This window comes from Blastococcus sp. SYSU DS0669, from assembly GCF_054050895.1.
Map to the genome: position 1 here is coordinate 14,145 of NZ_JBJHAE010000019.1, position 19,662 is coordinate 33,806.

Consider the following 19,662-nt stretch of genomic DNA (forward strand, 5'->3'; position numbering starts at 1 on the left):
GGCCGCCCCCACCCACCTCTTGTAAGGAGCCTGCATGTCTGAGTCCTCGCCCCGCGTCGCGATCGTCACCGGCGCCGCCCGCGGCATCGGCGCCGCCACCGCCCTGCGGCTGGCCCAGGACGGCTTCGCCGTCGCGGTGATCGACCTGAAGGAGGACGACGCCCGCGGCACCGTCGAGGCGATCGAGGCCGCCGGCGGCCGGGGGCTGGCCGTGGGGGCCGACGTCGGCGACGCCGAGCAGGTTCAGGCGGCCGTCGACCGGATCGCCGCGGAGCTCGGGCCGCCGGTGGTGCTGGTGAACAACGCCGGGGTCACCCGGGACAACCTGCTGTTCAAGATGAGCGACGCCGACTGGGACATCGTCATGCACGTGCACCTGCGCGGCTCGTTCCTCATGACCCGCGCCGCCCAGAAGCACATGATCGACCAGAAGTGGGGCCGGATCGTCAACCTGTCCAGCACTTCTGCGCTGGGCAACCGGGGGCAGGCCAACTACGCCACCGCGAAGGCCGGCCTGCAGGGCTTCACCAAGACCCTCGCGATCGAGCTCGGCAAGTTCGGCGTCACCGCCAACTGCATCGCCCCGGGCTTCATCCAGACGGAGATGACCAAGGCGACCGCCGAGCGGATCGGCGAGGAGTGGGAGTCCTACGTGCAGAAGCGCGCGGCCGCCATCCCGGTCGCGCGCGCCGGTGTGCCCGACGACATCGCGCACACCGTGTCCTTCTTCGTCAGCGAGGGCGCGGGGTTCGTCTCGGGTCAGGTCGTCTACGTCGCGGGCGGCCCGAAGGTCTAGGAGGAGGGGTCGCGGTCGGGGTAGCGCGCGCGGGTGAGGGCGTAGACCCCGAACGCGGCGAACCCGGCCGCGACCCCGCCGAGCAGCCACGGTCCGCGCCCACGCCCGCGATCGCCGTCATCGCGCCGTCCAGGCCGGTGGCGGTCGAGACGTCGTGCGAGGTGGCCGCCCGCCACAGCAGGACGCCGACCAGCGCGAACGCCACCCCCTTCGCCAGGTAGCCGACCCGGCCGAGCACCTCGATCACCGGTTCCCAGCGGTCGGGGGCGGCCGCCAGGTCGATGTCCCGCATGAAGCCGCCGGTGCAGCCCCGGACGAAGACGTAGGCACCGACGGCGACGACCCCGGCCGCGACCGCGCCGACCAGCAACGCGCCGCCGGGGATCGCCAGCGTCTCGCCGGTGAGGTCGCGCAGCCGCTCGTCGGCCTCGTAGTCGAACCCGAGGGCGAACAGCAGGGCGGTGACGCCGAGGACGCCGTACACCGCCCCCTTGGCCAGGCACTTGGCGCAGACGACGGCGGTGCGCACCCGGTGGTCGCCGTCCAGCAGGCCGTGCCACCAGAGCAGCACCTCGGCGGCCTGCCACACGGCCAGCGACAGCATGCCCAGGCCGATGGCGACCAGCAACAGCCGGCCGCCGGGCCCGCCGGCGACGACGAGGAGCGCGCCGGTCTGGTCGGCGTCGGCGCCGCGCAGGCCCATCGCCATGCGCAGCGCGAGCACCGCGATGAGCAGGTGCATCGCCCCGTAGGCGATCAGGCCGGCGCGGGCCAGGTGCACGAGCACCGGGTGGTCGGTGACCCGGCGGATGCGGACGACGACGTCGTGCAGACGACGGAGGACCGCGCTTCCCCCCAGCACTCGCGAGCTCGTGGCGGGACCCTGGAGCGGGGCCGTCACGTGCGCTCGGGGTACCGGGCGCGGACGAAGCAGTAGGCGCCGAATGCGGCGATCCCGACGGCGATCAGCGTCAGCAGCACCGGCCCGGCGGGTGCGGTGAGCACGGTCTGCAGGGCACCGTCCAGGCCGGCGGCCTTGTCGGGGTCGACGGTGACCGCCGCCCACACCAGCAGCCCGCCGACCAGCCCGAGGGCGACGCCCTTCGCGGGGAAGCCGACCTGGCCGAGCCGGGTGACCAGCCGCCGGGCCGAGGAGGAGCAGTCGGTGAGGTCGATCTCCTTGAGGAACCGCTTGGTGACGCCCTTGTGCACCAGGTAGATCGCGACGGCCACGACGGCCAGCCCCGCCGCGCCGACCAGCCAGCGGCCGGCGGGCCAGCCGAAGACGCCGGCGGTGGCCTGCTGCTGCTGGGCCCCGCCGCTGGACTGCCCGCCGCCCGTGGCGAACCGGATGGCGAGCACGGCGAGGGCGGCGTAGACGACCGCCTTGGCCGCCGCCTTCACCGTCTTCTCCACCGCCCGCTTGCGGGCCTCGCCCGACGCCGACCAGCCGTGCCGCCACCGGAGGATCTCGGCGGCCTGCCAGAGCGCCAGCGCGAACAACCCCACCGCGAGCACCCACAGCAGCGGCTTGCCCAGCGGCTGCTGGGCGAGCGTGGCCAGCGCCCCCGACTGGTCGGCCTCCTGCCCGGCGCGGCCCCACGCCAGCTGCAGCGCCAGCCAGGCGATGAGCACGTGCACGAGCCCGTAGGCGATCAGCCCGATGCGGGCCAGGTGCTCGAGACCGTCGCTGTTCCCGGCCCGCCCGGCCGCACCGGCGGCCGACCGGGCACTGCCCTGCACGCTCATGGTGGTGCCTTCCTGATCTCGGTCCCGGCCGCGGGGGCGCGGAGATGATCAGCGTGGCACGGCGCACGTCCCGGTGCCTCCCCACCGGGCGCGCGGCGTGAGGGACACTGGGCGGGTGGCGAACGGAACCGGAATCCTCTCGGCCGGCACGGTCAGCGCGGCGACCCCGGAGGTCGCCCGCCGCACCTGGCCCCGGTGGCTGGCCCTGGGCGTGGCCATGATCGCCGTCGCGGTGGTCGCCGTGATCTGGGACGCCGGCGCCCGCCTGCTCCTCGGTGCCCTCGGGGCGTTCCTGGCCGCGCGCGGCACGGTGCTGCTGCGCGGTGCCCGCTCGGGCGCGCTCCCCGGCGAGGTCGCCGGGCGGGCGCGGTCGCTCGGCAGCGTCGCCGTCGTGGCGGGTGCCGTGGCTCTCGTCGTCGCCGTCGCCTCGGCGTGGCTGTCCGCGGCGGTCCTCCTCGTCGGTGTCCCGCTGCTGCTGCTGGTCACCTCCCTCGGCCTGCTGGGGCGGGGTGGGGCGGCGCGGCGCGGCGGCCTGGCGCTGCTGGTGTGGACGCTGCTGGTCACCGCCCTGCTGGTGGTCACCGGTGTGGTCCAGGGCTTCGACCGGGCCGCCGACGTCGCCACCGTGGTGGCTGCGCTGGCCGTCGCGGTGCTCGGGGTGCCGCTGCTCGTCGGCGCGGCGAACCTGCGCACGGTGGCCGCCACGCCCGCCCCGGCGCCGGCCGGCGGCGGCTGCGGCGGGTGCGCCTGCGGCGCCGGCGGCTGCGGGGCCTGACCGGAGCGCATGGCCGGCGGGCCCTGGGTATGGGCCCGCCCGTGAGCGGACACGTCTTCGTCGCCGGGGCGGACCTGACGCGGCTGTCGTGCGACGACGTCCTGGTGCCCACCGACCGCTCGCTGCGGGTGGCCCGCGGCTGGTGCTCCCTGCTGCCCGACGAGCTGATCACCGACCGGGGGGCCGGCGGCGACTGCATCGCCCTGTCCTGGTCGGGGGACGAGCGGGTGCTCGAGGTGCCCGGCGACGGCCCGCGGCGCGCGTGGCTGGTCGACACCGTCGACGGGGGCGCCGACGGCACGGGGAGCCACGGCCTGTCGTGGCTGCTCGACGGAGCGCGCGAGGCGCTGGCCGCGGTCGCCCGGCGGGAGGTGCGCCGGCCGGTGCACGGGCGCGCGCGGCGGCTGGTCGGGCTGCCGGCGCTGGGCACCGGCTGGGGCGGCGCCGCCGGCGAGCGCGGGGCGCTGCTGCAGCAGCTGCTGCCGGTGCTGCGCGAGGCCGCCGACGAGCACGGCTTCGACGTCGCCCTCGTGCTGCGCCGGCCCAGCGACCTCGCCGCCGCCCAGCGCGTGCGGCGCGGCGAGGAGGGCGGCTGGGACCTGCCCGCGCACCTGCGGGAGCTCGCCGTGGACCTGGGCGAGCGGGCCCGCCGGGGGCAGCTGGCGCTCTTCATCGGCGCGGGGGTCAGCGCCGCGGCGGGGCTGCCCACCTGGGAGCAGCTCGTCGACGAGCTGGCGACCCGGTCGGGCCTGGACGACGCGCTGCGCGCAGGGCTCTCCCGGCTGCCGGCGCAGGACTCGGCGGCGCTGCTGGCCCGCGAGCTCGGGTCGGCGGAGCTGGCGGCGTTCGTCGAGGAGCGCTTCGGCCCGGGGCCCTACGCCTTGGCGCACGCGCTTATCGCCGACCTCCCCGTGCAGGAGTTCGTCACCACCAACTACGACCCGCTGGTGGAGCTGGCCGCCGGTGACATCGGCCGGCAGGTGACGGTGCTGCCGCACGAGGAGGCCCGGCCGGGGGCACCGTGGCTGCTCAAGCTGCACGGCGACGCCGCACACCCGGAGAGCGTGGTGCTGACGCGGGAGGAGTACCTGCAGTTCGGCAACACCGGCGCCGCGCTGGCCGGGGTGCTGCACTCGCTGCTGCTCACCCGGCACGTGCTGTTCGTCGGCACCTCCATGCTCGACGACGACCTGATCCGGATCGCCCACCAGGTGCGCACCGCGCTGCAGACGCAGGGCCCGGGGATCGCCCGGCGCACCGGGACCGTGCTCGCGCTTCGGGAGGACCCGGCCCGCGCCCGGCTGTGGGAGCAGGACGTCGAGACGGTGGCGATGAGCCCCGCGGACGGATCGCCCGCCGAGGCCGCGCGCCGGCTGGAGGTGCTGCTGGACCTCATCGGCTGCCTCTCCACGCCGCCCACCGGCTACCTGCTCGACCCGGCGTACCGCGGGCTGCTCAACGACGAGGAGCGGGCGCTGGCCGAGGCACTGGCCGGCGTCGCGGAGGCGCTGCCCGAGGACGCCTGCTCCACGGTCGGGCAGGAGGTCGCCGACCTGCTGCGCCGGCTGGGCCACGGCAGCTCGGCCGCCGACGGGGAGGACCCGCCCGCGGACGTCGCCACCCGCCCCCGTGACGACCGGACCCAGGAGCAGCGATTGGGTTGAGCGGTTGCCCGCCTGCGCGGATGGGCACGGCACCGTCCATGCCACGTTTGGAGAACAGCCTGAAACTGCTGTCCAAGGGCTACGCCTGGCTGCCCGACGAGCGCCGGCGGGCCGGCAGGCACGCGGTGGGGGTGCGGCTCGGTGGCATGCCTGCGGTCGGCATCGAGGGCCCCGACGCGGCGCGCTACCTCTACGACGAGGACCACGTGCGCCGCGCGCACGCCATCCCCGAGCCGGTGCAGGGGACGCTCTTCGGCAAGGGAGCGGTGCACACGCTCGACGGTGAGATGCACCGGGTGCGCAAGGCGATGTTCGTCGCCCTGCTCATGCGCGAGGACGGCATCGCGTCGCTCGTGGAGCGCACCACGGCCGCCTGGGACGCCGCGGTGCCGGAGTGGTCCCGCCGTCCCGAGATCGTGCTGTTCGACGAGTCGAGCCGCGTGCTGGCCGGCTCCGTGGCGCGCTGGGCCGGCCTGCCGGTGCGCGACGACGAGGTGCCCGACCTTGCCCGGGACATGGTGGCGTTGGTCGACGGCTTCGCCACCGGGGGCCCCCGCCACTTCCGGGCCCGCCGGGCCCGCGGCCGCCGGGAGAGGTGGCTGACGCAGCTGGTCCAGGACGTGCGCAGCGGGCGGACCCGGGTGGAGGAGGGCTCCGCGGTCGACGTGGTGTCGCGGCACCGGGACGCCGACGGCACCCATTTGCCGGCGAACGTGGCGGCGGTGGAGCTGCTCAACATCATCCGCCCGACGACGGCGGTCGCCTGGTTCATGGCCTTCTCGGGTCACGCGCTGATCCGCTGGCCGGACAACCGGGGGAAGCTGGCGAGCGGCGACCCGGCGTTCGCCGAGGCGTGGGCGCACGAGGTGCGGCGGTTCTACCCGTTCGCGCCCTTCATCGGCGGCCGGTCGCCGGCGCGCAGGGAGTTCGACGGCGTGGAGATCCCGGAGAACGCCATGGTGCTGCTCGACCTGTACGGGCAGAACCACGACCCGGCGCTCTGGGACAGCCCGTACGCCTTCCGGCCCGAGCGGTTCCTCGACCGCGAGATCGGCCAGTGGGAGCTGGTGCCGCAGGGCGGGGGGGACCCGCGCACGAACCACCGCTGCCCGGGCGAGCAGATCACCGTCGCGCTGCTCTCGGCGCTCGCCGTCCGCCTGGCGCGGCTGGACTACGAGGTGCCCGAGCAGGACCTCACCATCGCGCTGCACCGCATCCCGGCCAAGCCGAAGAGCGGCGTGCGGCTGCGGGTGCGCGGCGGGGCCTGAGGTACGTCTCCGACACCCGGCCGGCCGGTCAGCAGGGGTCGAGCCGCTTGAGCTCCGGGGGCAGCTCGTCGGCGTGCACCACGCCGAGCCGCTGGGTGGCCCGGGTGAGCGCGACGTAGAGGTCGTTGTGGCCGCGCACGCCCTCGGTGAGGATCCCGACCGGGTCGCCGACGAGCACCGAGTCGAACTCCAGGCCCTTGCTGCCTGCGGGGGTGAGCACCACGGGGCCGGCGGTCAGGTCGCCGTCCGCGGACGCCGCGGGCACCCGGGCCCGCACGGCGGCGGTGACAGCGGCCAGCCGGCTGCGCGGCACGACCACGCCGAGGGTGCCCTCCTCGCGGTCGAGCTCGGCCGCGGCCTCGGCGACGGCGCCCACCAGCTCCTCCTCGGTGACCGCGCGCGCCCACGGCCGCTCACCGGTGGAGCGCACCGACCGGCCGGCCGTGGTGGCGGCCCCTCCGGCGGCGAGCACGTCCGCGGCGACGTCCATGATCTCCGCGGGTGTGCGGTAGTTGACGGTGAGCTCCTCCAGGCGCCAGCCCCGCAGGTCCCGCGGCCCGAGCGCGGGCTCGAGCACCTCCGCCCAGCTGCTGGCGCCGGCGGCCGAGCCGGTCTGCGCCACGTCGCCCACCAGGGTCATCGACCGGGTGGGGCAGCGGCGCAGCAGCACCCGCCAGGCCATGGCCGAGAGCTCCTGCGCCTCGTCGACGATGACGTGCCCGTAGGTCCAGGTGCGGTCGGCGGCGGCGCGCTGCGCCGTCGACCGGCTGTCCCGCTCCTCCTGGCGCTCGGCGAGGCCCTCCGCGTCCAGGAGGTCGCCGGCGGAGAGCTCCTCGGACTCCTCCTCGGTCTCCCAGTCGGTGGAGTGGGAGCCGTGCAGCAGGTCGAGGGTCTCCTGAGCGTGCCGCAGCCGGCGCTGCCGCTCCCGGCGGGCCGCCGCCCGCTCGGCGCTGTCGTCGACCCCGAGCAGCTCGTCGGCCTCCTCGAGGAGGGGCACGTCGGCCGGCGTCCAGGGCGCCGACGGCGGCCGCAGCAGCAGCTCGCGGTCGGCCTCGGACCAGCCGCGGGTGGCCGCCACGAGGCGCCGGCGGTCGGCGAAGAGGTCGCGCAGCAGGCGCTCGGCGGTGAGGCGGGGCCACAGCCGCTCGACGAGGGCGTGCACCGCGGGCTCGGCGGCGACCTCCTGGCGCAGCGCCGCGAGATCGCCCCGGCCGAGCAGGTTCCCGCCGTCCAGGACGTCGGCGCCGAGCTTGTCGGCGTACTTGCCGGCGACCAGGTCGATGACCGCGCGCACGAACGCCGGCCGGGCCTCGTTGTGCAGCCGGGAGACGGACCGGGCGCGGCTGCGGGCGCGGGCGGCGTCGGCCTTGGTGAAGCGCAGCGGCGTTCCGTCGACGGTCAGCGCGACGGGCCCGTCGAGAACCGCCTGGCGGTTGCGGACCGCCGCGGTGACGACGTCGACCATCGCCAGCCGTCCCTTGACCTCGGCGACCTCCGGCGCCTCGACCGCGTGCGCCTGCACCCCGGGCCGCAGCCCGCCCATGTCGGCGAGCACCACCCCGGTCTCCCCGAGGGAGGGCAGCACGTCGGCGATGTAGCCGAGGAAGGCGGGGGAGGGGCCGACGATGAGCAGGCCGCTGCGGGCCAGCCGCTCGCGGTGGGTGTAGAGCAGGTAGGCCGCGCGGTGCAGGGCGACGGCGGTCTTGCCGGTTCCGGGGCCGCCCTGGACGACCAGGACGCCGCGGTGGTCGGCCCGGATGATGCGGTCCTGCTCGGCCTGGATGGTGCGGACGATGTCGTTCATCCGCCCCGTGCGGTTGGCGTTGAGCGCCGCCAGCAGCACCGACTCGCCGGCCAACCCGGAGCGCTGGGCGAGGTCGGGGTCGGAGAGGTCGAGGGTCTCGTCGGTGACGCCGACGACGGTGCGCCCGCGGGTGCGGATGTGCCGACGGCGCCGGACCCCGAGGTCGTGCAGGGGCGTGGCGGTGTAGAACGGCTGCGCCGCCGGGGCGCGCCAGTCGACCAGCAGGGGCTCCTCGCGGCCGTCCTCGGCGTTCAGGCCGATCCGGCCGACGTACCGCGGGACGTCGCTGCCGTGCCGGTCGAGGCGGCCGAAGCAGAGCCCGCTGTCGGCGGCGTCGAGCGCCACGATCCGCTGGGCGTACATCTCGACCGCGGCCTCGCGCTCGCCGACGGCCTGCGGGTTGTGCGGCACGGTCGCCAGGGCTTCGTCGAGCCGGGCGACCGTGCGGGCGCGCACCTCGTCGAGCCGGCCGTGCAGCCCGCTGACGTAGGTCTGCTCCGCCGCGATCTCGGCGTCGAGGGACCCGTCGGCACGAACTGTCGTCAAGCTCTCCGCCTTCTCGTCGCGGTGGTGGTGCACGTCCTGTGCGTCGTGCCGTTCAGGGCAACTCCCCATTGTGCGCCCGACCAGGGCGGAAGCGCACCGTGCCGCGCGCACCGGCGCCCCGCGGAGAGGCCTGCGGCAGCGGGCGCCGCCGCGGGGCGGGTGGACGTGGGGCAGGCCAGATTAGTTTGCGTTCCATCGCAACTCTGTGGACACCTCCACGTCACACCGGCCTCCTAGCGTCGTCGGCACGACGACGAGGGGAGGACCAGCGATGAGCACGGCGACGAAGGAGCGGACCACCTGGGTCTGCGACAACTGCCACGGGCGCGAGATGAGCGCCCGCAAGCGCTGCCGCGACTGCGGGACGTCCCGCTACTGAACGGGTAGCGGGTCAGGCAGCGGGCGGGGCACCGCGCAGCCGGACGACGGCGGCGCGGTAGCGGCCCCCGCCGTAGAGCCGCCAGGCGAGCCGCGTGCCGCGCGGGACGCCGTCGAGCACGCGGGCGCGGTCGGCCGCGCTGCAGTCCTCGAGGGCCAGCCCCAGCACGAGCAGCCGCTGCCGGGTGGAGAGCCCGCAGCGCGCGGTGCGCACCACGGACGCCCACCCGGCGTCGGTCAGGTGGGCGTCGAGCAGCGGGAGGAGGGTCGCCTCCTCCTCGGCGGTCTGCGCCTCGACGTCGTCGGCCAGCCGCCGGCAGGCGCGGACGAAGGTCTCCCGGGCCCGGCCGCTGCCCGAGCAGGCCCACTGGCGGGCCGCGGTGTCCAGGTCGCGCAGCGCGGCGTCGATGCCCGTGCACGACGAGGTCCAGGTCGCGACGGCGGCGGTCACGGCGGGGAGGGCGGACTCCGGTGCGCTCCGCAGCAGCGCGGGCCAGACGGCGTCCCGCTCGACGGCGTGGTGGTGCAGCAGCAGCCGGGCCACGAGCCCGGCGTGGGAGGTGAGCACCCCGGTGCGGGCGCACTCGCCGTCAGGTGCCCAGGTCGCGACGTCGGCCAGCGTGCGCAGCTCGCGGCGCACGAGCTGGTGCAGCACCCGCTGGTACTCCACGGCTCGACCGGAGGGGCGCGCGGCCGCGGCGGGGGGCGCCGGCTCGGCCGGGCGCCGGGGGTGCGGGACGGTGGGGGGAAGGACCGCGGTAGCGGTCATGGCACGCACCTCGTTCAAGGGGTTCGGGCCGGAGCTCCGGGATCGGCCGGAGCGCGGGATGCGGGGAGGGTAGGGCCGCCCGGGACGGCGTCGACAGCCGTTTTCCGGGCGGGGCACGCGGTCCGGCGGTCGTACGGCGGCGCGCGGCACTCCGTCGTCCTGAGGTCACCCCGGGTGACCGCCGGTACGGCGGATCGGGGCGGAACGGTTCCGCAGCGATCGCGCGGATCGACCACGGCGGGCGTCGGTTCCACTACGGTCGGGTCCGTGGGGAGCGTCGTCACACGGAACCGGGTGAACGTCAGCGGCCTGCCCGACGGGCGGCCGATGGTGTTCGCGCACGGCTTCGGCTGCGACCAGACGCTCTGGCGGCTCGTCGCCCCGGACTTCGCCGTCGACCACCGCGTGGTGCTCTTCGACCACGTCGGATCGGGGCAGTCGGACCTCTCGGCGTACGACCCCGAGAAGTACGACTCGCTCGACGGGTACGCCTCCGACGTCGTCGAGATCCTCTGCGAGCTCGGTCTCACCGACGTCGTCTTCGTCGGTCACTCGGTGAGCGCCATGATCGGCGTGCTGGCCTACCACCGGGCGCCGGAGGTGTTCGGCGCGATGGTCATGGTGGGCCCGAGCCCGCGGTACGTCGACGACGAGGGCTACGTCGGCGGGTTCAGCCGCAGCGACGTCGCCGGTCTGCTCGACGCGCTCGACAGCAACCACCTGGGCTGGTCGGCGCAGATGGCCCCGGTGATCATGGGCAACCCGGACCGGCCGGAGCTGGCCGAGGAGCTCACCAACAGCTTCTGCCGGACCGCCCCGCACATCGCACGGCAGTTCGCACGGGTCACCTTCCTGTCGGACAACCGCGCCGACCTGCACGGCATCGAGCTGCCCACGCTGGTGCTGCAGTGCAGCGCCGACGCGATCGCCCCCGACACCGTCGGTGAGTACGTGCACCGGCAGATCCCCGGCAGCGTGTTCGTGCGCATGCGGGCCAGCGGTCACGTGCCGCAGCTGTCCGCGCCGGAGGAGACGACGGCCGCCATCCGCGGATTCCTGACGCCGTGACCGCCTCGGACGGCGTCCGGTGACCGGCCCGGAGGACGGGGGCAGCCCGCTGGACCGCCTGCTCGACGAGGACCCGGCCGACCTCTACGAGAACGCGCCGATGGGGTACCTCTCCGCGCTGCCCGACGGGCGGATCGTGAAGGTCAACCGCACCTTCTGCGCGTGGACCGGCCGGGCGCCGGAGGAGCTGCGCGACCACCGGTTCCAGGATTTGCTCAGCGTCGGGGGCCGGGTCTTCTACAACACCCACCTGGTGCCGCTCCTGCGCATGCAGGGCGCGGTGCGCGAGATCGCCATCGACGTCACCCGGATCGACGGCACGCTGCTGCCCTGCCTGCTCAACGCCGTCGAGGTGCGCGACGAGGACGGTGCCCCGCTGCTGGTGCGGGCGACGCTGTTCGAGGCCACGGCGCGACGCCGCTACGAGCGGGAGCTGCTGGCGGCGCAGCGGCTGGCGGAGGAGTCCGAGGCCCGGTCGCGGGTGGTGCAGAAGGTCGTCTTCGACCTCGCGGCGGCGGCGACGCCCGAGGACGTGGCGACGGTGATCGTGCAGCGCGGGCGCGCGGCGCTGCGGGCCAGCGGGGCGGCGCTGGTGCTGGTCGAGGGCGAGGCGGATGCCGAGGAGCTGCCGGTCCTGCGGCCGGTGCGCTCGGAGGGGGTGTCGCGCGAGCTGCTGCGGCGGCTGCGGGACGCGGCCGGTGGACGGCTGGCCCTGGAGCTGGCGCAAGGTCTGCGGTCGATCGTGCTGGACGCCCGGCTGCGGACCGACCAGCCGGAGCTCGCTACGACGATGGCGGCCGACGGGCTGACCGACCTCGTCGTCGTCCCGGTGTCGGCGGACTCCAAGCGGCTGGGGGTGCTCGTGCTGGCGCGCGGCGCGGCGGCCCGCGGCCACCTGATCAGCCTTGAGGAGCCGGGGGAGCACCGGCCGCTGAGCCCGGCCGAGGTGGACCTGCTGTGGACGCTCGGCCGGCAGGCCGGGCAGGCGCTGGAGCGGGTGCGGCTGCACGAGCAGACCCGCCAGCAGGGCGAGCGCGCGGCGTTCCTGCTCGAGGCGGCGCGGCTGATGAGCGAGGCCCGGGACGTGACCGAGACGGTGCACCGGCTGGCCGGGCTGGTGGTGTCCCGGCTGGCCGACGTCTGCGTGATCGACATGGTCACCGAGCAGGGGCTGCACCAGCCGGTGGCGCGGCACCGCGACCCCGGCCGCCAGCCGGTGCTGGACCGGCTGCGCGGGAACCACCCGCCGGCGCGGTCCCCGCAGCACCCCTCGGTGCGCGCGCTGCGGGAGGGCCGGACCCAGTGGATCCGCGACCTGGACGAGGCGCGGGCGGTGCTCGACGCGATCGCCCCCGACGACGCGTTCCGGGAGGTGGTCGCGCACCTGGAGCTGGTCGGTGTGGTCGGCGTCCCGATGATCGTGGACGGCCGGCGGCTGGGCGTGGTGACGTTCGGGGCCGACCGGGACCGGGCGCCGTTCACCGCCGCCGACGTCGAGGTGGCCGAGCAGCTGGCCCTCCAGCTGTCGCAGGTGGTCGACAAGGCGCTGCGCCTGGAGTTCGAGGAGCGGACCTCGCACACGCTGCAGGCCAGCCTGCTGCCGCCGTCGCCCCCGGACATCCCGGCGCTGTCGACGGCCGTGCGGTACCTGGCGGCGACGCAGGGCGTGGACGTCGGCGGCGACTTCTACGACGTCGTCCGGCTGCCCGGTGACCAGGTCGGGCTGACGGTGGGGGACGTCGTCGGCCACGACATCACGGCCGCGGCGACGATGGGGCAGCTGCGCAGCGTGACCCGCGCGATGTCGGCCGACCGGCCCTCGCCGGCCGTGCTGATCGAGCGGCTGCAGCAGAACTGGGACCTGTTCGAGCTGCAGCGGATGGCGACGGCCCTGTTCGCGACGCTGGACCCGGCGTCGGGTGAGCTGCGGATCGCCTCTGCCGGGCACCTGCCGCCGCTGCTGTGCGCGGACGGCCGGGCGGAACTGCTCCCGGTCCGGCCGACCCGCATGCTCGGTGCCCCGCCGGCGCCCGCCGAGGAGTGGTCGGGGGTGCTGCCGGAGGGGGCGGCGCTGGTGCTGTTCACCGACGGGCTGGTGGAGAGCCGGGGCGCCGACATCGACGCGGGGCTGGCCCGGCTGGTCGAGGTGGCGGGGCGGGCGTGGGCGGGCGACCCCGAGCAGCTGTGCGACCGGCTGCTGGGCGAGCTGACCGGGGCGCACCGGGCCGACGACATCGCCCTGCTGGCGCTGACCCGCACCTGACACGCGGGTCACACCTTCCGGACGCCGCGGTTTCGGGTCACCATGGGTGGGCGACCCCGGAGGAGGCGGTGATGGACTCATCGGCCCGTGGGAACCCGGTCACGGATGCGATCGACGGCGCGACCGGCGACTGGACGCTGTCGGGGGATGCGATGCGCTGGTCGCCCGAGCTGGCGGAGCGGATGCCGGCCACCGGTGAGCTCGGCGGGCTGGAGGCGGGCTCGGGTGTCGGGGCGGCGCTGGGCCTGGACGTGCAGGGGGTGCGGCGGCTGGTCTCAGGGGCGCTGGTGTCGCTGGGCGCGGTGGCCACCGACGTCGTCACCGAGCTGCGCCAGCTGACCCGCGGTGAGGGGGACGACGACGCCGGACGGTGATGCCCGATCACCGGTCGCGGCCGGCACCGCGGTCGGGACCCTGGGCCCGGCGGAGATCACTGCACGGGGAAGCGGTCCGCGATGAGCGCTCGAAGGTCTGCAACGCCGCGCAACACTTCATCCGTCCGCGCGTCGAACTGACGGATCACCTCGTCGACGGCTTCGGGACCCGATTCCCGTGCCTGCCGGAGTTGATCGGCCAGCTGACGCAGATTCCGGCTCGATCGCTCGGCGAGACGGTCGAGGTCCTGGCTCTCCGGCGCGTAGACCTGAAGGACCAGCTGGAGGTTGCGGTCCCGGCTCGCGTAGGCGTCGACCGCACGCATCTTGGCCCCGGCTCTCTCCACCGTCCCGAAGTCGGAGTCCAGCGGGCACCCGGCTTCCCGCCAGGCATGGACGGCGTCGCGCAGGTGCTCCGCCAGACGCGCCCACCCGACGGCCCGGTCGTACAGGCCGAGAACGGCGCGCCGGAGGACGGCGGCGGAGACCGCCTGGTCCTCACGGCGATCGCGTCGTTGCAGGACGAGAGTGATGGTGCCGACCAGAGCCGCGACCGCCTCGACCACGAGCCGAGGTTAGGGGAGTCATCCCGTTGAGTGCTCAGGATCAGAGCCCTGTGTCGCAGCGCCTGGAGCATCCCGGCGGACGGTGCGATTGCCGGGCCCTGTACAACCGCAGTGGGCACGACCACACCTGGGGAGTCGCATGAGCAACTCGTTGACACTGGCACCCGCTCCGCGGTCCGACGCGGCGGAGCAGGTGCGGGCGGAGGTGCGCGAGTTCCTCGCCGCCGAACTGGCCGCCGGGACGTTCCGCACGCACGTCGACACCTGGCTGTCCGGCGTGGACCCGGCGTTCTCCAAGAAGCTGGGCGAACGCGGCTGGCTCGGGATGACCTGGCCGAAGAAGTACGGCGGGCACGAGCGCTCGGCGATGGAGCGCTACGCCGTCACCGAGGAGCTCCTGGCCGCCGGGGCGCCGGTCGCCGCGCACTGGATCGCCGACCGGCAGTCCGGGCCGAACCTGCTGACCTACGGCACCGAGAAGCAGCGCGAGGAGATCCTGCCGCGCATCGCCGCGGGCGAGTGCTTCTTCGTCATCGGGATGAGCGAGCCGGACTCCGGCTCGGACCTCGCCTCGATCCGCACGAAGGCCACCCGCAACGGCGACGGCGACTGGGTGGTCAACGGCGCGAAGGTGTGGACGTCGAACGCGCACCACTCGCACTACGGGATCGTGCTGGTGCGCACCTCGCCGGCGGACCCCGCCAGCCGGCACGCCGGCATGTCGCAGCTGCTGATCGACCTGTCGCTGCCGGGCATCACGATCAACCCGATCCGCATCCTCGACGGCGGCCACCACTTCAACGAGGTGGTGTTCGAGGACGTCGTCGTCCCCGGCGACATGCTCCTGGGCGACGAGGGCAACGGCTGGCACCAGGTGACGGCCGAGCTGGCGTTCGAGCGGTCGGGCCCGGAGCGGTTCCTGTCGACGTACCCGCTGGTCGCCGAGTTCGGGCGCCGGGTCGCCGAGACCGGCGATGCCGGGCAGCTCGCCGTGCTCGGCCGCCTCTCGGCGCGGCTGCTGGCGCTGCGGCAGATGTCGCTGCGGATCGCGGCGGCGCTGGACCGCGGGGAGCTGCCCAACATCCCGGCGGCGCTGGTCAAGGACGTGGGGACGACGTTCGAGGCGGACGTCATCGAGGAGATCCGGAAGGTGGTCGACGTGACCCCGTCGCTGGACTCGCCGGACCCGCTGGCCCGGGCGCTGGCGGAGGCGCAGCTGCACCAGCCGGGCTTCACGCTGCGCGGTGGGACCAACGAGATCCTTCGCGGGATCGTTGCTCGTGGATTGGGGCTGCGCTGATGTCCGACCAGGACCTGGTGATCGAGACCGTCAGGGACATCCTGAGCGGCTTCGAACCGTTCGTGCTGACGGCGGACCGGCGCTGGGACGCCGGGCTGTGGTCGACGCTGGCCGATGCCGGGCTGACCGGGGTCGGGCTGCCCGAGGAGGCCGGTGGCTCGGGCGGCGAGCTGGCCGACGCGGTGGCGATCGTGCGCACCCTCGCCGCCGGCGCCGCGGCGGTGCCGGTCGCCGAGCAGCTGCTGGTGGCGGGGCCGGCGCTGCTCGCCGCGGACCTCGAGCTGCCCTCGCCTGAGGAGCCGACGACCTTCGCGATCGCGGACTCGGTGACCGTCCACCCGGTCGACGACGGTGACGGGCCGGGGCGGTTCACGCTCGACGGCACGGTGACCGACGTGGCGTGGGCGGGAGCGGCGCGGCAGGTCGTCGTCCTGGCGCCGGCCCCGGCGGGGATCGAGGGTTCCGTGCTCGCCCTGGTCGATGCGTCGTCGCTGCCGGCGACCGACGCGTTCAACCTGGCCGGTGAGCCGCGCGGGTCGCTGGTGCTGGACCAGGTCGGCACGTCCGGCGCGCTGCTGACCGAGGCGCAGGCTCGGGAGGTCCGTGCCCGGTACGCGCTGGCGCGGGCGGTGCAGCTGGCCGCGGCGCTGGAGCAGGTGCTGGCCTGGACGGTGCAGTACGCGGGGGAGCGGCACCAGTTCGGCCGTCCGCTGGGCAAGTTCCAGGCCATCCAGATGGAGCTCGCGGAGATGGCCGGTGAGGTGACGGCGGTGACGGCGCTGACCGACGCCGCGGTGCAGTCGCTGGACCGGGGCGAGAACGTCGTGCCGGCCGCCGCGGCGGCGAAGGTGCGGGCCGGTGCCGCCGTCGAGGTGGTGGCGCGGCTGGCGCACCAGGTGCACGGGGCGATCGGGTTCACCCAGGAGCACAAGCTGCACCACCTCACCCGGCGGCTGTGGTCGTGGCGGGACGAGGCCGGCAGCGAGCTGGTGTGGTCGCGGGTGCTGGCGTCGGGGCTGCTGGCCGGTGGGCCGGACGAGCTCTGGCCGGCGCTCACCCGGGCGGTCTGAGCGGGTGTCCGCCGGGCGGGGCCCGCTGGCCGACGTCACCGTCCTGGACCTGACGTCCACCTTCCTCGGCCCCTACTGCGCCGAGCTGATGGCGCAGATGGGCGCCCGGGTGATCAAGGTGGAGCCGCCGGAGGGCGACATCATCCGGTACGTGGCCGACGACCGGCACTCCGGCCTGGGCCCGGCGTTCCTCACCTTCAACCGGGGCAAGGAGTCCGTCGTCCTCGACCTGGCGACGGCGGCCGGCCGGGACGCCCTGGACCGGCTGGTCGGCACCGCCGACGTCTTCCTGCACAACATGCGCCCGGGCGCCATGCGCAAGCTGCGCATCGACCCGGGCACGGTGCGGGCCCGCAACCCGAGGCTGGTGTACTGCCACGCCGTCGGCTACGGCTCGGCCGGCCCGTACCGGGACGAGCCCGCCTACGACGACGTCGTCCAGGGCGTCTCGGGGATCGCGGCGGTGCAGGGCGGCGCGGGGGAGCCGCAGTACGTGAAGACGCAGGTGGTGGACAAGACCGTCGGGGTCATGGCGCTGGCCGCGATTCTCGCCGCGTTGCACGAGCGGGACGTCTCGGGCGAGGGCCAGGCCGTCGAGGTGCCGATGTTCGAGTCGATGGCGGCGTTCCTGCTCATGGAGCAGCAGGGGCAGCGGGTCTACGCCGGGCGCACCGGCGGCACCGGGTACGCACGCACCGCCTCGCCCTACCGCAAGCCCTACCGCACCGCCGACGGCACGATCTCGGTGCTGCTGTACACCGACGGCCAGTGGCGCACCTTCTTCCGGCTGGTCGACCGGCCGGACCTCGCCGACGACCCCGAGCTGCACAGCATCCGGGGGCGCACGAAGCGGATCGACGAGCTGTACGCGCTGGTCGAGGAGGCGCTCGCCCGGCGGACGACCGGCGAGTGGATCGAGCTGCTGCGCGCACAGGCGATCCCTGCGATGCCGGTGCACTCCATCGAGGACCTCTTCGCCGACGAGCACCTCGCGGCGGTGGGCCTGTTCGAGGACGTCGAGCACCCCACCGAGGGGCCGCTCGTGCACGCCCGCCTGCCGTGGACCTTCTCCCGCAGCGGTGCGCCGGACCTCCCCGGGGCCCCCGCGCTCGGGGAGCACTCCGACCAGGTGCTGCGCTCGGTGGGGCTGGACGACGACGCGATCCGGGCGGCGACCGGCCGGCCGCACCACCCCGCCGGCGAGCCGCACGCCGGTCCGCCCGCCTGACCCGCGGCGTCTACGACGACGCGGCCGCGCGGTCGGAGAGGACGAGCAGGACGGCGGCGGCCAGCACGCAGCCGGCGATCGCGGTGAACCCGGCGCCGTAGCCCACCGTCGTGATCAGCGCCCCCACGGCGACGGGCGCGACGACGCGGCCGAACTGGACCGCCAGCGCCTGCTGACCCGACACGGCCGCGAACACCGGCTGGGGCACGGACTGCCCCAGCAGCGCGGGCCGGGCGATGTTGAGGACGCCGAAGCCGACGCCGAAGAGGAGCACGAAGACCACGGTGGCCGCAGGCTGGGGCAGCAGGAAGAGCGCGGCGACGCCGACGGCCTGACCGAGGACCATCGCCGCCGTCACGTGGCCGATCCCCACCCGCGCGGCGAGCACCGTCAGGACGACCCGCCCGGTCACCGACAGCGCGCCCAGCCCGCCGGCCGCCACCGCGGCCAGCCCGGCGGGTGCGCCGGCCTCGAGCAGGTAGGCCACGAGGAACACGGCCACGGCCGCGTTGGCCACCATCTGCAGCGCGGCGGCCAGCGTCAGCCAGCGCACCGCGGGCCGCCGGTAGGCGGCGCCCGGGCCGCGGTACGGCGACAGGTCGACGTCGGCCGCGGCCGGCGCCGGGGCGGGGGGTGCGTCACCGTGCGCACGACCGTCGGGCAGCAGCCCCAGGTCGGCCGGCGACCGGCGCAGCACCAGCGCGTGCGGCAGCGCGCACGCCGCCACGGCGGCGGCGAGGACGACCAGCGCCGGCCGCCAGCCCACGCCCTCGATGAGGAGCTGGGAGGTGGGCAGGAAGATCGTCGAGGCGAACCCGGCGACCACCGTGAGCGTCAGCAGGGCACGCGGCCGGTCCCGCCGGAACCAGGTGTTGATGACCGCGTACGCCGGCTCGTACAGCACCGCGGCGCTGGCCACCCCGATGCCGGCGAACGCCAGGTACAGCTGCGGGAGGTCCCGCGCCTGCGACCACGCGAGCACCGAGGCGCCGCCCAGCAGGCTGCCGGTGGTCATCACCCACCGCGCGCCCCACCGGTCCAGCCACCGCCCGACGACGACCGCGCCCAGCCCGCTCAGGGCGAGCGACAGCGTCAGCGCCCCCGAGAGCTGGGCGGTGGAGGCGTCCAGCTCCTCGCGCATCGGCACGAGGAAGACGGCGAAGGAGTAGTAGAGGACGCCGTAGGAGACCGTCTCGGTGACGGCGAGCGCCCAGACCATGCGCCAGCCGGGGAAGTCCCGGCGGCGGGTGACCGGCGCGGTGCGCCCGCCGCGGCTCAGCGCGGGCTCACTTCCGGCGGGCGATCTTGCCGGAGCCGGCCTGGTCGAGCGGGTAGACGAGGACGTCGGCGATCACCACGTGCGGCGGCTGACCGGCCACCCAGGTGACGACGTCGGCGATGTCGGCGGCCGCCAGCGGCGTGACGCCCTCGTACACCGCGGCCGCGGCCGCCTTGTCACCGTGGAAGCGCACCTCGGAGAACTCGGTCTCGACCATGCCCGGGTCGACCTGGCTGATCTTGACACCGCTGCCCAGCACGTCCATGCGCATGCCGCGGGTGATCCGCTCGACGGCGGCCTTGGTGGCGCAGTAGACGGTGCCGCCCGGGTAGACCTCGCGCCCGGCGTTCGACCCGATGTTGATGACGTGGCCCGAGCCGCGCTCGACCATGCCGGGCAGCACGGCGCCCGAGACGTTCAGCAGCCCGCGCACGTTGGTGTCGAGCATCTGGTCCCAGTCGTCCGGGTCGTCCTCGTGCAGCGGTGTCTTCCCCAGGGCCAGGCCGGCGTTGTTGACCAGCACGTCGATCGGCGACCAGCCGTCGGGCAGCGAGCCGATCACCTCGGCGACCTGCGCCCGGTCGCGCACGTCGAGCGCCACCGGGAGGACGGCGTCCCCGTGCTCGGCCTGCAGCTCCTCGAGCCGGTCGGTGCGCCGGGCGGCGGCGATCACCCGCGCCCCCTGCGCGAGGAAGGCGGCGACGCAGGCGCGGCCGATGCCGCTGGAGGAGCCGGTGACGAGGACGACACGGGTGGTTGCCATGG

At 75.2% G+C, this 19,662-nt stretch carries 17 protein-coding genes; 10 read left to right on the forward strand and 7 right to left on the reverse strand.

Annotated elements, in window-relative coordinates; genetic code table 11:
• Positions 1 to 34 precede the first annotated feature (34 nt).
• Entirely contained in the window at positions 35 to 796 is a 762-nt protein-coding gene (gene fabG, locus ACI792_RS16560) for a 3-oxoacyl-ACP reductase FabG (RefSeq protein WP_456579936.1), read from the forward strand.
• Here the strand turns inward: fabG and ACI792_RS16565 are convergent.
• Together ACI792_RS16565 and ACI792_RS16570 are read right to left on the reverse strand one after the other, a co-directional pair.
• Entirely contained in the window at positions 732 to 1,658 is a 927-nt protein-coding gene (locus tag ACI792_RS16565) for a DUF1206 domain-containing protein (protein ID WP_456603553.1), read from the reverse strand. The genes fabG and ACI792_RS16565 overlap by 65 nt on opposite strands.
• Positions 1,659 to 1,693: 35 nt before the next feature.
• The gene (locus ACI792_RS16570) at positions 1,694 to 2,545 is read right to left on the reverse strand and encodes a DUF1206 domain-containing protein (protein ID WP_456603554.1); all 852 of its coding nucleotides are present in this window, start codon (positions 2,543 to 2,545) and stop codon (positions 1,694 to 1,696) included.
• Between the two features lie 115 nt (positions 2,546 to 2,660).
• On the opposite strand from ACI792_RS16570, the gene ACI792_RS16575 reads away from it, so the two are divergent.
• Genes ACI792_RS16575 through ACI792_RS16585 form a run of 3 tightly spaced genes read left to right on the forward strand, consistent with a single transcriptional unit; the run spans position 2,661 to position 6,252 of the window.
• Positions 2,661 to 3,320 carry a hypothetical protein gene (locus ACI792_RS16575; protein ID WP_456603555.1) on the forward strand — a complete coding sequence of 220 codons (660 nt, stop codon included), beginning with the start codon at positions 2,661 to 2,663 and terminating at the stop codon, positions 3,318 to 3,320.
• A gap of 41 nt (positions 3,321 to 3,361) precedes the next feature.
• The gene (locus tag ACI792_RS16580; RefSeq protein WP_456603556.1) at positions 3,362 to 4,984 is read left to right on the forward strand and encodes an SIR2 family protein; all 1,623 of its coding nucleotides are present in this window, start codon (positions 3,362 to 3,364) and stop codon (positions 4,982 to 4,984) included.
• A 38-nt stretch (positions 4,985 to 5,022) separates the two neighbouring features.
• Positions 5,023 to 6,252, forward strand: coding sequence for a cytochrome P450 (locus ACI792_RS16585; protein WP_456603557.1), 1,230 nt, complete (start codon positions 5,023 to 5,025; stop codon positions 6,250 to 6,252).
• A gap of 28 nt (positions 6,253 to 6,280) precedes the next feature.
• Here ACI792_RS16585 and ACI792_RS16590 read toward each other — a convergent pair whose 3' ends face one another.
• Both ACI792_RS16590 and ACI792_RS16595 read right to left on the reverse strand, forming a co-directional pair.
• Entirely contained in the window at positions 6,281 to 8,602 is a 2,322-nt protein-coding gene (locus tag ACI792_RS16590) for a HelD family protein (protein WP_456603558.1), read from the reverse strand.
• A 391-nt stretch (positions 8,603 to 8,993) separates the two neighbouring features.
• Positions 8,994 to 9,749, reverse strand: a complete 756-nt coding sequence (locus ACI792_RS16595; RefSeq protein WP_456603559.1) for a hemerythrin domain-containing protein — start codon at positions 9,747 to 9,749, stop codon at positions 8,994 to 8,996.
• Between the two features lie 267 nt (positions 9,750 to 10,016).
• On the opposite strand from ACI792_RS16595, the gene ACI792_RS16600 reads away from it, so the two are divergent.
• The 3 genes from ACI792_RS16600 (at position 10,017) to ACI792_RS16610 (ending at position 13,454) form a co-directional block, all read left to right on the forward strand.
• Positions 10,017 to 10,817, forward strand: a complete 801-nt coding sequence (locus tag ACI792_RS16600) for an alpha/beta fold hydrolase (protein ID WP_456603560.1) — start codon at positions 10,017 to 10,019, stop codon at positions 10,815 to 10,817.
• Between the two features lie 19 nt (positions 10,818 to 10,836).
• Positions 10,837 to 13,080, forward strand: coding sequence for a SpoIIE family protein phosphatase (locus ACI792_RS16605; RefSeq protein ID WP_456603561.1), 2,244 nt, complete (start codon positions 10,837 to 10,839; stop codon positions 13,078 to 13,080).
• A gap of 71 nt (positions 13,081 to 13,151) precedes the next feature.
• Positions 13,152 to 13,454, forward strand: coding sequence for a hypothetical protein (locus ACI792_RS16610; protein ID WP_456603562.1), 303 nt, complete (start codon positions 13,152 to 13,154; stop codon positions 13,452 to 13,454).
• 56 nt (positions 13,455 to 13,510) lie between these two features.
• Here the strand turns inward: ACI792_RS16610 and ACI792_RS16615 are convergent, their stop codons facing one another.
• Positions 13,511 to 14,020 carry a hypothetical protein gene (locus ACI792_RS16615; protein WP_456603563.1) on the reverse strand — a complete coding sequence of 170 codons (510 nt, stop codon included), beginning with the start codon at positions 14,018 to 14,020 and terminating at the stop codon, positions 13,511 to 13,513.
• Between the two features lie 139 nt (positions 14,021 to 14,159).
• On the opposite strand from ACI792_RS16615, the gene ACI792_RS16620 reads away from it, so the two are divergent.
• The 3 genes from ACI792_RS16620 to ACI792_RS16630 are packed head-to-tail and all read left to right on the forward strand — an operon-like array spanning position 14,160 to position 17,618.
• Positions 14,160 to 15,320, forward strand: coding sequence for an acyl-CoA dehydrogenase family protein (locus tag ACI792_RS16620; protein WP_456603564.1), 1,161 nt, complete (start codon positions 14,160 to 14,162; stop codon positions 15,318 to 15,320).
• Positions 15,320 to 16,390: an acyl-CoA dehydrogenase family protein gene (locus ACI792_RS16625; RefSeq protein WP_456603565.1), complete on the forward strand. Its 1,071-nt coding sequence runs from the start codon at positions 15,320 to 15,322 to the stop codon at positions 16,388 to 16,390. The genes ACI792_RS16620 and ACI792_RS16625 overlap by 1 nt, the downstream gene beginning before the upstream one ends.
• A gap of 4 nt (positions 16,391 to 16,394) precedes the next feature.
• The gene (locus ACI792_RS16630; RefSeq protein WP_456603566.1) at positions 16,395 to 17,618 is read left to right on the forward strand and encodes a CaiB/BaiF CoA transferase family protein; all 1,224 of its coding nucleotides are present in this window, start codon (positions 16,395 to 16,397) and stop codon (positions 17,616 to 17,618) included.
• A gap of 10 nt (positions 17,619 to 17,628) precedes the next feature.
• Here ACI792_RS16630 and ACI792_RS16635 read toward each other — a convergent pair whose 3' ends face one another.
• Positions 17,629 to 18,837 carry an MFS transporter gene (locus ACI792_RS16635; protein ID WP_456603567.1) on the reverse strand — a complete coding sequence of 403 codons (1,209 nt, stop codon included), beginning with the start codon at positions 18,835 to 18,837 and terminating at the stop codon, positions 17,629 to 17,631.
• Between the two features lie 67 nt (positions 18,838 to 18,904).
• Entirely contained in the window at positions 18,905 to 19,660 is a 756-nt protein-coding gene (locus ACI792_RS16640; RefSeq protein ID WP_456603568.1) for an SDR family NAD(P)-dependent oxidoreductase, read from the reverse strand.
• Positions 19,661 to 19,662: the final 2 nt, after the last annotated feature.

Excerpts from the sequence above, each read along its gene's own strand:
- ACI792_RS16620 (WP_456603564.1), top strand. The coding sequence starts at position 14,160 with ATGAGCAACTCGTTGACACTGGCACCCGCTCCGCGGTCCGACGCGGCG.
- ACI792_RS16585 (WP_456603557.1), top strand. The coding sequence starts at position 5,023 with ATGCCACGTTTGGAGAACAGCCTGAAACTGCTGTCCAAGGGCTACGCC.
- ACI792_RS16570 (WP_456603554.1), bottom strand. The coding sequence starts at position 2,545 with ATGAGCGTGCAGGGCAGTGCCCGGTCGGCCGCCGGTGCGGCCGGGCGG.
- ACI792_RS16635 (WP_456603567.1), bottom strand. The coding sequence starts at position 18,837 with ATGGTCTGGGCGCTCGCCGTCACCGAGACGGTCTCCTACGGCGTCCTC.
- fabG (WP_456579936.1), top strand. The coding sequence starts at position 35 with ATGTCTGAGTCCTCGCCCCGCGTCGCGATCGTCACCGGCGCCGCCCGC.
- ACI792_RS16595 (WP_456603559.1), bottom strand. The coding sequence starts at position 9,749 with ATGACCGCTACCGCGGTCCTTCCCCCCACCGTCCCGCACCCCCGGCGC.
- ACI792_RS16610 (WP_456603562.1), top strand. The coding sequence starts at position 13,152 with ATGGACTCATCGGCCCGTGGGAACCCGGTCACGGATGCGATCGACGGC.
- ACI792_RS16640 (WP_456603568.1), bottom strand. The coding sequence starts at position 19,660 with ATGGCAACCACCCGTGTCGTCCTCGTCACCGGCTCCTCCAGCGGCATC.
- ACI792_RS16625 (WP_456603565.1), top strand. The coding sequence starts at position 15,320 with ATGTCCGACCAGGACCTGGTGATCGAGACCGTCAGGGACATCCTGAGC.